Annotated in this window: 11 protein-coding genes; 7 read left to right on the top strand and 4 right to left on the bottom strand. The window is 36.8% G+C overall.

Features of this window, described 5'->3' with window-relative positions; genetic code table 11:
• Nucleotides 1–138 precede the first annotated feature (138 nt).
• Genes FW781_RS01155 through FW781_RS01145 form a run of 3 tightly spaced genes read right to left on the bottom strand, consistent with a single transcriptional unit; the run spans nucleotide 139 to nucleotide 2,154 of the window.
• Nucleotides 139–942, bottom strand: coding sequence for a helix-turn-helix domain-containing protein (locus FW781_RS01155; protein ID WP_149385738.1), 804 nt, complete (start codon nucleotides 940–942; stop codon nucleotides 139–141).
• Nucleotides 943–959: 17 nt separating this feature from the next.
• Nucleotides 960–1,361: a GlcG/HbpS family heme-binding protein gene (locus FW781_RS01150; RefSeq protein WP_149385737.1), complete on the bottom strand. Its 402-nt coding sequence runs from the start codon at nucleotides 1,359–1,361 to the stop codon at nucleotides 960–962.
• Between the two features lie 4 nt (nucleotides 1,362–1,365).
• Nucleotides 1,366–2,154 carry an SDR family oxidoreductase gene (locus tag FW781_RS01145; protein ID WP_149385736.1) on the bottom strand — a complete coding sequence of 263 codons (789 nt, stop codon included), beginning with the start codon at nucleotides 2,152–2,154 and terminating at the stop codon, nucleotides 1,366–1,368.
• Nucleotides 2,155–2,351: 197 nt separating this feature from the next.
• On the opposite strand from FW781_RS01145, the gene FW781_RS01140 reads away from it, so the two are divergent.
• From FW781_RS01140 to pdeM, 6 genes are all read left to right on the top strand, one after another.
• The gene (locus tag FW781_RS01140; RefSeq protein WP_149385735.1) at nucleotides 2,352–3,800 is read left to right on the top strand and encodes a S41 family peptidase; all 1,449 of its coding nucleotides are present in this window, start codon (nucleotides 2,352–2,354) and stop codon (nucleotides 3,798–3,800) included.
• A 286-nt stretch (nucleotides 3,801–4,086) separates the two neighbouring features.
• Nucleotides 4,087–5,109, top strand: a complete 1,023-nt coding sequence (locus tag FW781_RS01135) for a ligase-associated DNA damage response exonuclease (protein WP_149385734.1) — start codon at nucleotides 4,087–4,089, stop codon at nucleotides 5,107–5,109.
• Entirely contained in the window at nucleotides 5,106–6,686 is a 1,581-nt protein-coding gene (locus tag FW781_RS01130) for an ATP-dependent DNA ligase (protein WP_149385733.1), read from the top strand. The genes FW781_RS01135 and FW781_RS01130 overlap by 4 nt, the downstream gene beginning before the upstream one ends.
• 42 nt (nucleotides 6,687–6,728) lie before the next feature.
• On the top strand, nucleotides 6,729–9,182 hold the full coding sequence (locus FW781_RS01125) for a ligase-associated DNA damage response DEXH box helicase (RefSeq protein WP_149385732.1): 2,454 nt from the start codon (nucleotides 6,729–6,731) through the stop codon (nucleotides 9,180–9,182).
• Between the two features lie 350 nt (nucleotides 9,183–9,532).
• Nucleotides 9,533–10,135: a 2,3-bisphosphoglycerate-dependent phosphoglycerate mutase gene (locus FW781_RS01120; protein ID WP_172625638.1), complete on the top strand. Its 603-nt coding sequence runs from the start codon at nucleotides 9,533–9,535 to the stop codon at nucleotides 10,133–10,135.
• 48 nt (nucleotides 10,136–10,183) lie between these two features.
• Nucleotides 10,184–10,828 (top strand): ligase-associated DNA damage response endonuclease PdeM, encoded by a 645-nt coding sequence (gene pdeM / locus FW781_RS01115; RefSeq protein ID WP_149385730.1) that lies wholly within the window; start codon nucleotides 10,184–10,186, stop codon nucleotides 10,826–10,828.
• Between the two features lie 257 nt (nucleotides 10,829–11,085).
• Here the strand turns inward: pdeM and FW781_RS01110 are convergent, their stop codons facing one another.
• Nucleotides 11,086–12,303, bottom strand: coding sequence for an MFS transporter (locus tag FW781_RS01110; RefSeq protein ID WP_149385729.1), 1,218 nt, complete (start codon nucleotides 12,301–12,303; stop codon nucleotides 11,086–11,088).
• A 150-nt stretch (nucleotides 12,304–12,453) separates the two neighbouring features.
• Here FW781_RS01110 and FW781_RS01105 point away from each other — a divergent pair, with 150 nt between their 5' ends.
• A complete protein-coding gene (locus tag FW781_RS01105) occupies nucleotides 12,454–13,044 on the top strand; it encodes a TetR/AcrR family transcriptional regulator (protein ID WP_149385728.1) in 591 nt (196 codons plus the stop codon).
• Nucleotides 13,045–13,080: the final 36 nt, after the last annotated feature.

The following is a 13,080-nucleotide window of genomic DNA, read 5'->3' as shown; positions in this document are numbered from 1 at the left end:
TATGCAGGTTCAAATTTTATCGGAGATAAAATCTTTGCGCCTTAAGAATATTCACACCTTCAGATTCTCTTTGTACCTTTGCGTTTTCCAACAATTAAGTAACATATTAAAAATTGATTTTTTTAAATGATTTTTACATTAAACTTCTGTAGTCGTTACACCAAATTTCTTTTTGAAAGAAGAATAAAAGTGGGATAAATTCTCAAAACCCAGATCAAGATAGATATCTGAAGGTTTTTTATCCCTGTTTTTAATTAAATAATAGGCTTCTTTCAATCTTTTTTCCTTCAGCCATTGTTTGGGGGTCATCTTAAATGTCTTATTGAAATCTCTTTTAAAACCAGATAAACTACGCCCTGTAAGTCTTGCAAAAGTATCTACCGATACATTGAACATAAAGTTTTTGTTCATAAACTCTGCAAGGTCAATTTTATAAGGTTCAGAAAAATCAAAAACAAGATTTTTAAGATCAGGATTACTCAGCAAAAGAAGTTCTATAGCTTCTTTCACCTTTAAAGCGGCTAATTTTGGAGGAATCTCCTGTGTTTTGTTAATGTAAGGAATAAGAGATGCAAAATAGCTGGAAAAAAAATCATTGGGCTCAAAAAACAAGCGCTGATTCTCTGGAAAATTGCTATTTACAGTTATTTTGTTTTCACTGGCATACTGTCTCAACGTTTCATCATCAAGCGTGATGGAGATAAACTGATACTTTTCATGCGCTGAAGGATATTTAATAGTTCTGATCAGCTGATTTTTTCTGACCAGAACTACTGTATTTTCTTTGATCACGGTCTTACCCTGCTCATGAAAAGCATGTGTTTCACCGGAGATCTGAAATCCCAGAAAATGGTCCGGAATAAATTCTTCATGACCTCTGTAAGACTCAAAAGCACATGAATAAACCAGTTTGTCGAATATGATCTCAGAAGTGTTTTCCATGATACAAATATCTGAATTTAAGCAATAGCCTGAGCGCCCGCCTCTGCAATTTCTTTATCCTGTTCGGGAGTTCCGCCTGATGAGCCTACTGCACCAATAATGTTTCCATCCGCGTTCTTAATGACAACACCGCCTGCAATTGTCAGAAGCCCATCATTTGAATTCAGCATACCGTAGCCATGAATTCCGGTTTCAGAAATAATTTCGCCCATCAGATCACTGTTTACACCAAACATCACCGCTGTTTTTGCTTTTTTAATAGCAAAATCAATCACTCCATAGACACTATCCAGCCTTGCCAACGTCACCAGATGCCCTCCGGCATCCACCACGACAATGCTTACAGGAATATTCATGGATAATGCTTTTTCCTTTGCTGCATACAGCGCTTTTTCTGCGCTTTTAAAATTCAGTTCCATGATATTAGCTTTTCGCGGTCCATGCATCTGCCTGAAGCTGTTTTACAAAATCTTCAGTTTCTTTTGGGTGTACATTCCTGAAATGACTCTCATCATCTAAAGCTACATTCACAATCACTTCTGCCATAGACTGCGGATCCAGTTGATGAGCTAAAGATTCTGCCGCTCCATCAAAAGCAGATTCCGGAGTAAAATTAATTTTCGGATCATACCAATGGAAGATAGAATCTACTCCCCTGTCATTAAATCCTGTTCCAAATACTCCCGGATTGCAGGTTGCAATTTTGATATTAAACGGGGCAAGTTCGGTTCTCAAACCTTCAGCAATAGATTCCAAAGCATGTTTTGATGCACAATAAGCGGCTACATACGGAACAGTCCATAAACCTCCCATTGAAGAGGTGAAAACAATCTTACCGCTTTTCTTTTCAACAAATTTTTTGATAAATCCCTGAGCAAGATTCAAGGCACCAAATACATTCACATCAAACATGGATCGGATAATATCCACAGGCTGTTCAGCAATTGGGCCGCCTTCCATAATTCCGGCATTACTGATTAAAATATCTATATCATATTTTTTTAAAATATAATCAATATCTCTTTGGCTGGTTACATCCAGTTTATCCACGGTAAGGTCAATTCCCTGTTCATTAGCTTCGCGGATTAAATCACTCATTTGAGGATAGACCTGTGCTGTAGCAATTACCTTATGTCCTTTTTTAGCAAGTTCAAAAGCTGCAATCTTTCCGAATCCACTTGCAGCACCTGTAATTAAAATTGTTTTACTCATTGTATTCTTTTTAAATGTTGGTACAAATTTCAAAGATTTCAGGAAGCTCAATATTGCTGCAGCGTTCAATTTTATATTGCTGAAAAGTTCAGATAATCCTGTGAGAAGGGAATGTTTGGCTAAATAAATATTTTCAAAATCATAAAAAATTATATTTATCGTTAGATTTGTACCTATTAAAAACTAAAAACCATTGTATGCTTAAAATTAAGACACTTCTTTTAATTTTTATCTCCTCCTCTTCTTTTAGCTTTGCTCAAAACTGTAATTGTGAAAGCAATTTTCAATGGGTAAAAAAAACATTTGAGGAAAATGACGCCGGATATCAATATGCAATCGATAAAAAGGGAATTTCTGCTTATCAGGCTCATAACAGCGACTTTCTGAGCAAAATCAAAAATAGAAAAGCAGATTTAGAATGTGCTCAGACCATTTACGAGTGGCTTAAATTCTTCAGATCCGGTCATTTTTCCGTTTCAATGATTGAACAGAACAACCAACATACAGAACCGGCAGCCACGGAAAATAGTAAAACAGAAAGCGTAAAAGTAGATATTGATAAGTTTAAAAAGGAAGTTATCTCTAAAAAAGACTCAGATATTGAAGGAATATGGGAAGTCCAGCCTTACACCATAGGAATTAAAAAAATTGGAGATGCTTATAAAGGCTTTATTATCCAATCCGGAGCAGAAAACTGGAAACCTTATGAATTAAAACTGATCCTTAATGCTGATAAAACAAAAGGAACTTTCTATTTAAGAAACAAATCCGGACAGGAAATAACCAATGTAAGATTTATTGGAAAGAATTATCTTGAAATCAATGATTTCACTTTAAAAAGAGTTTCTCCGAAATTTGAAAGAGATGAAAAGATTGAGACTTATTTTGAAGCAGCGAAGGCACAAAAACCCTTTTTAAAAGAAATTAATAAAACTACCCTGCTTTTAAGGATTCCTTCCTTCAACGGAGCTTTGAAAAAAGATATAGACAGCGTTATCACAGCCAATCAGTCTAAAATTGAAAGCACAGAAAATCTCATCATTGATATTAGGAATAATGGCGGCGGAAGTGACAATAGCTTTGCTAAAATCATTCCATATCTCTACACTAATCCTATCAGAAGTGTAAGAACACAGTTTTATTCTACAAAACTGAATAATCAGAGAATGCTGGACCTTTATGAAAACTATCAAAAGTACGGAATATCTCCGGAGGACAGGGAATATCTGAAAAAGTCTTATGACAAATTAAGTCAGAATTTAGGTAAGTTTGTAAGTCTGCAGGATGATGGAAACATTGTGGGAATCAATAAAATGGATAAAATCTCACCATATCCCAAAAATGTAGGAATTATGATCAATGAAGGAAATGGCAGTACGGCAGAAGAGTTTTTGCTGGCTGCTAAACAGAGTAAAAAAGTAAAACTTTTCGGAACCACAACTGCCGGGGTTTTGGATATCTCCAATATGTATTTCGTCAACTCTCCCTGCAACGAATTCAAATTAGGATATTCTCTCTCTAAAAGCTTCCGTATCCCGGAGATGGCCATTGACGGAAAAGGGATTCAGCCGGACTATTTCATAGACAAAACAATTCCTGATTATCAATGGATTGATCATGTAAGTGATATCCTTAACGAAAAATAATATAGAAAAGCTGTTTCAACCTGAAACAGCTTTTTTTATTACTTTTAAATAGTAGTATTCATTTATCAATTACCATTTACACATTGCAGGACATCAATAGAAATGGGTTTTAGCCCATTTATTCCTCATAATATTCCATCGGCTTTAGCCCAAACCTATCATAAAAGATCATTCATAAAACAGAAATTTGGTTTTGACATTTCAGACATTCAATCAATAAAAAATAAACAGTTTATTGTAAATTGGTTAAGTTTTTGAAGCTTATTCAATAAAACCATTCACACCATTGAAATTAATCACATTTACCAAAAAAGGAATTTACTGTCCGCAGGGAAAATTTTATATCGATCCATGGAGACCTGTAGACATGGCGGTTATTACCCATGGCCATGCTGATCATGCCCGTTGGGGAATGAAAAAATACCTTTGCCATCATTTCACGAAACCTATTCTGCATCAAAGAATCGGAACGGATATAGAATGCCAGAGTCTGGAATATGGAGAAGTTGTGACTATTAATGGGGTAAAACTCTCTCTACATCCTGCTGGGCACATTATAGGCTCTGCACAGATCAGACTTGAATATAAAGGATATGTGACCGTCATTTCAGGAGATTACAAAGTTCAGGATGATGGATTGAGCACTCCTTTTGAGTTGGTAAAATGCAACGAATTCGTTACAGAAAGTACTTTTGGGCTGCCCATTTACAATTGGCTGGAAGTTCCCGACTTAAATAAAAAACTACAAAATTGGGTACTTAAAAATAAAGAAAATAATAAAACATCAGTCTTTATCGGATATTCTTTGGGGAAGGCCCAGCGTATTATGAAAGCTGTAGAAGACCTGGGAAAAATATATGTCCACTATTCTATCGGAAAACTGAATGAAGCCTTTGAAACAGTAGGAATCAACCTTCCGGACTATACCATTGCAGATTTCAGAGAACGTCCAAAAGAAATGGAACATGAAATTGTAATTGTTCCTCCTGCTTTACTCGACAGTAATATCATCAAAAAGATTCCTGATCCTGCTACGGCAATATGCTCCGGCTGGATGCAGGTTCGCGGTGCCAGACGATGGCGGAGTGCAGATGCAGGCTTTGCCATGAGTGACCATGCAGACTGGAAGGGATTATTACTGACTGTAAAGGCCACGGAAGCTGAACTCGTACATGTTACCCACGGACAGACTGAAGTTTTTTCAAAATATTTGAATGAAATCGGAGTCCGGGCAGATGTTGTGGAAACCTTATTTGGAGAAGACGAAGAAGAATCTGAAAAAGAAATCATAGAAAATCCGGAATCATGAGACATTTTGCAGACCTTATCAACGCCTTGGAAACCACCAATAAGACCAATGCTAAAATTGATGCCATCATCGATTATCTGGAACGGGCTCCTGATGAAGATAAAGTATGGTTTATTGCCTTGTTTACAGGAAAAAGACCCAAGAGAAATGTCAATACCAATTACATGAAAGAATGGGCGCTGGAAATTACAAAACTTCCTTACTGGCTGTTTCAGGAATCTTATTCTTCCGTGGGTGATCTTGGAGAAACATTATCTTTAATTCTTCCTCCTCCAGAAGAAAGTATAGAGCGAACCTTATCAGAATGGATGAATGATATTGTTGGTCTGAAAGGGAAAACAGATACCGAAAAAAAAGAATTTGTATTGAACTCATGGAATGGTTTGGACTATACTGAACGTCTGATTTTCAATAAATTAATTGGAGGAAGCTTCAGAATTGGGGTATCGGATAAAACCTTGATCAATGCTCTGACAAAATTTTCCGGCCAGGAGTCCAGCGCATTAATGCATAGCTTAATGGGAAAATGGCTGCCGGATGAAGTGTCTTTTAAAGAGCTTATTGATGCTGAAAATGTAAACCCTGACAACTCAAAACCTTATCCCTTCTGCCTTGCTTACCCTTTGGAAAAGGAAACTGAAGAACTTGGAAATCCTGATGAATGGCTGGTGGAATACAAATGGGACGGAATACGCGGACAGATTATCCGTAGAAATGATGAAGTCTTCATATGGTCCAGAGGAGAAGAGCTCATCACAGAACAATTTCCGGAGATCACAGAAGTAGTAAAAGCCATGAAAGGCAACTTTGTAATAGATGGAGAAATACTTGCGGTAAAGCAGGGTAAAGTTTTAAATTTTAATGAATTACAAAAAAGATTAAACAGGAAAACTTTAACTAAAAAAATGCTGTCGGAAATTCCTATAGAAGTCTTTGCTTATGATTTATTAGAGCTTGAAAATAACGATCTGAGAGAAAAACCCATCTCTGCAAGAAGAGCTTTGCTAGAAGAATTATTATTAAATGAAGTACCTCAGAATATCAGCATCTCCAAAAGTCTTGACTTTGAAAAATGGGAAGAACTGGATTCTCTTCGTGAAAATTCAAGAGAAGTAAACAGTGAAGGATTGATGTTAAAACAAAAAAACTCACCCTACCATTCCGGCCGGAAAAAAGGCGACTGGTGGAAATGGAAAATCAATCCGTTTACTATTGATGCAGTGCTTATTTATGCCCAGAAAGGAAGCGGCAGACGAAGTGCCTACTATACAGATTATACTTTTGCTGTAAAAAACGGAGATACTCTGGTTACTATAGCCAAAGCTTATTCCGGACTTACGGATAAAGAAATTATGGAAGTAAGCAGATTTGTGACCAAAAATGCCACTGAGAAATTTGGCCCTGTAAGAACTGTAAAAGCAGAACTGGTATTTGAAATTGCCTTTGAAGGAATAGGTTTCAGCAACCGTCACAAAAGCGGTGTAGCTCTCAGGTTTCCAAGAATTGTGAGGTGGCGGAAAGATAAAACTGTAAATGAAATTGACTCTCTTGAAGAAATAAAAAAATTAATACAATAATATTTTAGCAAGTTTTATACTAAAATTTAAAGCAAATATAAATTGGCAGCTTTTGAACATACCAACGGATTTAAGATCATCCAACAATGGATGACCGGTAAAGGTATTGTCCCCTTTAAATTCCAGCTTGAAACCTGGAAGAAATTTGGAAATGGCTACAGCGGAATGGTTGTGGCTCCTACTGGTTTCGGAAAAACTTTTTCTGTCTTTTTAGCCTTAGTTTCAGACTTTTTGAATCATCCTGAAAACTATAAAAAAGGCTTGAAAATGATCTGGATTACTCCATTGCGGTCTTTATCCAAAGATATTGCGAAAGCCATGCAGGAAGCTATTGACGAAATAGGACTCGATTGGGCTGTAGGGGTAAGAAACGGAGATACCGATCCGAAAGTAAGACAGCAGCAGGTAAAGAAAATGCCCGAAATTCTGGTTGTAACTCCGGAAAGCCTCCATTTGCTTCTCGCTCAGAAGAATAATGAAACCTTTTTCAGGGATATGAAATGTGTGGCTGTGGATGAATGGCATGAACTATTGGGATCAAAACGTGGGGTTATGGTGGAACTCGCTATTTCCCAACTTAGAAAATATGTTCCGAAAATTAAAATCTGGGGGATTACAGCGACCATTGGAAATCTGGATGAAGCCATGGAAGTCATCATTCCTTATGATGGCAAAAAAACAAAAATTACAGCCAAAGAACACAAAAAGATAGATATTCTCCCTGTTTTTCCGGACGAAATTGAAATATTACCTTGGGCAGGACACCTCGGAAACAAACTCGCAGATAAAGTTGTTCCGATTATTCTTGAATCAAAATCTACCATTGTTTTTACAAATACCAGAAGCCAAAGTGAAATGTGGTATCAGCTTTTGCTGGATGCCCACCCTGATTTTGCAGGCCAGATTGCTATTCACCACAGTTCCATTGATGCCCATCTGAGAATCTGGATTGAAGAAAATCTAAGTTCCGGCAAATTAAAAGCAGTGGTCTCTACATCATCACTGGATCTTGGTATTGATTTTAAGCCTGTGGATACCGTTATTCAGGTAGGATCTGCCAAAGGAGTTGCGCGTTTCCTTCAAAGAGCAGGACGCAGCGGGCACTCCCCTTTTGAAACATCCAGAATCTATTGTGTTCCGACCCATTCTTTGGAATTGATTGAAGTTTCTGCTTTAAAAGAAGCTGTAAAACAAAAAGTAGTTGAGCCCAGAGAACCACAGGTCTTGTGTTTTGATGTTTTGGTTCAATTTCTGATGACGCTTGCCGTTGGCGATGGCTTTTATCCTGATGAACTCTATGAAAGAATCAAAAAAGTTTATGCCTTTCAGGAAATACTCGATGAAGAATGGAAAGCCATTCTCGAATTTCTTACTATTGGCGGCAGTGTGTTGAAAAGCTATGAAGAGTTTCATAAGGTTGTCATTATGGAAGACGGACTTTATAAAGTCACTTCAAGAAAAATAGCTATGCTCCACAGAATGAATATGGGGGTAATTGTAAGTGATGCCATGCTGAAGGTGAAATTTATTTCCGGTGGTTATATCGGAATGATTGAAGAATATTTTATTTCAAAACTGAAAAAAGAGGAAAAATTTATTCTGGCCGGGCGCACGCTGGAGGTTGCCATGATCAAAGATATGACCGTTTATGTAAGAGCGGCCAAAGGAAGAGCGCTGGTTCCGAGTTATCTTGGAGGAAGACTGCCTCTAAGTTCCAATCTGGGACATTTTTTAAGAGAAAAGCTGTCCCATGCCTTAAATCCGAAGGCTTCGGAAAAAGAACTGAAATTTCTTCATCCTCTACTAATCAATCAGGAAAAGAATTCACATATTCCCAAAGAAGATGAATTTCTTGTCGAAATGATTAAAAACCGTGAAGGATATCATCTGTTTATGTATCCTTTTGAGGGCCGTCTGGTACATGAAGTAATGGCCGCATTGATTGCTTATCGTATCTCAAAATTAGCGCCTATTTCCTTTTCTATGGCAATGAATGACTATGGATTTGAACTGTTCAGTGATAAAGAAATCCCGCTTAATGAAGAGAATCTGCAGCAGATTTTAACCCGAGAGAATCTGATGAACGATGTGATTGCAAGTATCAATTCTGCTGAAATGGCAAGGAGAAAATTCAGGGACATTGCTGTAATTTCAGGAATGGTGATTCAGAACTATGCCGGGCAGCAACGCTCCAACAAATCATTGCAGAGTTCAGCCGGACTTATTTTTAAAGTACTTGAAGAACACGATTCCAATCACTTTTTAATAAAACAGGCCTATACGGAAGTTTTTAATATGCAGCTTCAGGAACAGCGGCTTGTAGAAGCTTTTAAAAGGATTGAAAAGTCCGAAATTATTCTGAAACATTCACGTTCCTTTACTCCATTGAGTTTCCCTATCAAAGTAGACAGTCTCAGACAAACACTTTCCAGTGAAGGACTTGATGCAAGAATTAAAAGAATGCTGAACCTATCCAATATAAGTGATCTTTTATAATCAATTAATGTGTTTTCTGTAAGAGCAGATATGCCGATGAATATTTGTTTATCGCAAAGACGCAAAAAATTGATAATAATAATGTTTTAAGGCGCAAAGTTTTTATCTCCGATAAAATTTAGTCACATTAATCTTGCTGAAAATCTTTGATTTTCTTGCGCCTTAAATAAAAATAGATAACATAAAATTTGCGCTTTTGCGAGATTCTAAAATTTATAAAATCAAATAAAAAACCTATCGTTTTAATCTTATTCTTAGCCTAATATTCTAAGTTAATTTTCTTGATAAATTTAAATAATCATCGTAACTTAGAGTATACCTTCTTAGAAGTGGTAAATAAAATTTAAATAATGGAAAAATTGTTCTTGGTCCGTCACGGACAGTCACTCTGGAATCTGGAAAACAGATTTACAGGGTGGAAAGATATTGACATAACCGAAGCCGGTATTGAAGAGGCAAAAAAAGCAGGCATTGCTTTAAAAGGAGAAAGAATAGATATCGCTTTCACTTCAGCGCTCATCAGGGCTCAGCATACTCTATCCATCATTCTGAATGAAATAGGAAACCCTAATATCCCCATCATTAAGGATAAAGCACTCAATGAGCGTTCTTACGGAAATCTGGAGGGATTAAACAAAGCAGAAACGGCTCTCAAATATGGTGATGAACAGGTGCATACCTGGCGTAGGTCTTATGATGTGATTCCTCCCGGAGGAGAAAGCCTTAAAGATACATATAACAGAGTAATTCCTTATTTTGAAAGTCAGATAAGACCATTACTAAAAAAGGGAGAAAATGTATTGATTGTCGCTCACGGAAACAGTCTCCGGGCACTGATCATGTACCTTGAACATCTGTCCCCTGAAGAAATTTTAGAAAGAGAAATAGCGACAGGCTTTCCTCTCACTTATGTTTTTGATGAAAAGTTTCGTGTAAGCCGGAAGGCCGGATGATTCAATAATATAACGTAACTTTAAACATTAAATTTTCAATTATAAAGCGTGTTTATAGCCACCAAAAGCATTTCTGTCAACAATGAAACTTTCATTCTGACCAATCAGCGTGCGGTATTCCGGGAAAAGGAAAAAGCTCTTATCCTTTCTGATCTTCATATCGGAAAAACAGCGCATTTCCGAAAAAATGGTATTGCACTGGCCAATCATATTATGAAAAGCGACCTGGAAAGATTATCAGCATTAATTGAATTCTTTCAGCCGGAAAAATTTATTGTAGTTGGAGATTTACTTCATGCCGGAGACAATTCTGATGTGGATGAGTTCTGTACATGGAAAAACCAATATCCCAATCTACAGTTTTATCTTATTGAAGGAAATCATGATCGAATCTCGGAAACATTGGAGAAGAAGTTATGCTTTCATCACAAATCTGAATGGCTGGAAATAAACGGCATTACCTTTATCCACAATTTTGATACGGCCAGATCCGGATTTCAGGTTACCGGACATATTCATCCCGGAATTGTGCTTCATTCTGCTGTGAAAAACATCAGACTTCCCTGCTTTGCGCTCAGCAATAATCAGTTATTGCTTCCGGCTTTCAGTGAATTTACAGGATTGGATACTAAAAATTTGCCTAAGAAAAGTACATTTTTTGTGTTTACAGATACGGAGATTTATGAAGTTTGATAATAGGACAGAAAAAAGCTAAATGACAACTCTGTATTCTTTTCAAATAAACAGCATTACACAGAAATTTTCAGCTGATAACTTTTTAATTGACTTCAGTATTCAACTCAATAATAAATAAAGACAGGTAAAAACCTGCCTTTATAACACCACCCACTTCATATCATCAACCTGTTGATGCCCCCTTCATCTACTTAAACCTAACATGTGATGTGTACTTTGTGCATTGAGCACATTGTATGAAATCTATATAAAAACTATTTTTTCTTACTTAAGCGGATGCTGTAAAATGTAATCAATACGGTAACCACCAAAAATAAAGCTCCTATCCACGGTGTACTCGCCAATCCTAAAGAGGATGTCACAATCGTTCCTCCCACATAAGATCCGATTGCAATTCCCATATTAAATGCAGCAATATTAATCCCGGAAGCTACATCCTCTGTTCCCGGAAGTTCTTTTTCCGCAATCTGTACCACTAATAACTGAAGGCCAGGAACGGAAGCAAATGATAATGCTCCTAAAAAGAACAATGTAATAATGCTTAGCACCGGGCTGCTCACAGTAAAATAAAAGACGAGCAATACCAACCCTTGAGCAGCAAACATCCATAGAAGAGCTTTCAGAGGATTTTTATTCGCTACTTTCCCACCAATCAGGTTTCCCAGGGCAATGGCAATTCCGTAAATTAAAAGGATAAAAGTGACGGTAGACTCCTGAAACCCTGTAATTTTCTGTAAAATAGGTGACAAATAAGTAAAAACTACAAATGTTCCTCCATATCCCAAGGCTGTCATTAAAAAGGCAAAAATCAGACGTCTGTTTCCCAATACTTTAAACTGGCTTTTTAAAGAAGCTGTCTTTCCGTTTTTCAGATTGTTGGGAACCAATAATAAACTGGCAACTAATCCGATAATTCCAAGAATTGAAACTCCAATGAAAGTTGCTCTCCAACCAAAATGCTGTCCTATAAAAGTTCCTAGCGGAACTCCTGTTACAATGGCGAGTGTAAGTCCGGCAAACATAATGGAAATGGCAGTTGCCCGTTTTTCTTCAGGGACCAATGAGGCTGCAATGGTAGAACCTATGGAGAAATAAACCCCATGGGCAAATCCCGTAAGAATTCTTGCCAGCACTAAAGTAATAAAACCGGGAGCAATAGATGCCAGCCCGTTTCCGATAACAAACAAAAGCATAATGGAAACCAAAAGTGTCTTACGTGGAATTTTCCCTGTTAATGCTGTTAATATCGGAGCACCAATAGCCACTCCTATCGCATAAAGACTTACCAGCAGCCCTGCGGAAGGAATGGTGATTCCAAGGTCAGAAGCCACAGTAGGAAGCAGCCCTACAATTACAAATTCTGTAGTTCCTATTCCGAAGGCGCTTATCGTTAATGCCCATAAAGCTGCAGGAAGACCTTTTTTAGCAGTCTGTGTTGCAGTATTGATTTGTATTTCTTTTTGATAATTCATTGTTTTGTATTTTGTTGATATTGACAAGGCAAATTTCCGACTAATAACTGTATTATAAAAATTATTTAAATTGTAACGATATATCAGAATAATAATAGTTAATGTTTTAAATTTAAAATTTGTTCCTTTGTAGAATAATCAGTTATTTTAATGAAAAAATCAGAAGCAACCCGTCTTACTATTCTTCAGAAAGCGTTCGAATTGATCTATGTGAAAGGTTTTCAGACTACAAGCATTGATGAGATTATCGCAACGACTCAGGTGACGAAGGGGGCTTTTTATTATCATTTTAAAACCAAAGATGAAATGGGACTCGCTATTATCAACGAACTGATGAAGCCCAATTTCAGACGAAACTTTATTGAATCTCTTCAGAATAATAGAAATCCGCTGGACAATATTTATGAGATTATCTACAACCTTCTGATGGAAACTGACTTTTTAAAAGTTGAATATGGCTGCCCTACTTCTAATTTTGTACAGCAAATGGCACCATGGCATACTGCGTTTACTCAAGCTTTACATGAACTTTCAAAAGAATGGGAAAATGCTTTTGCAGAAAGTATAGAAAAAGGCAAAGAAGCAGGAATAATCAAACAAGAAGTAAGTGCCAGAGAAGTGAGCGTTTTTGTTATTTCCGGATATTGGGGCGTCAGAAATCTTGGAAAAGTTGAAAATTCTAAAGAGGTATATCTTGTTTATTTAAAAGGACTTAAATCGTATTTTAAAACGCTTCAATAATTTTTTTAATCAAAAACATACTAATTAGTATGTTTT

The organism is Chryseobacterium panacisoli (assembly GCF_008274625.1).
GTDB lineage: Bacteria > Bacteroidota > Bacteroidia > Flavobacteriales > Weeksellaceae > Chryseobacterium > Chryseobacterium panacisoli.
This window is presented reverse-complemented; position numbering and strand designations above follow the sequence as displayed.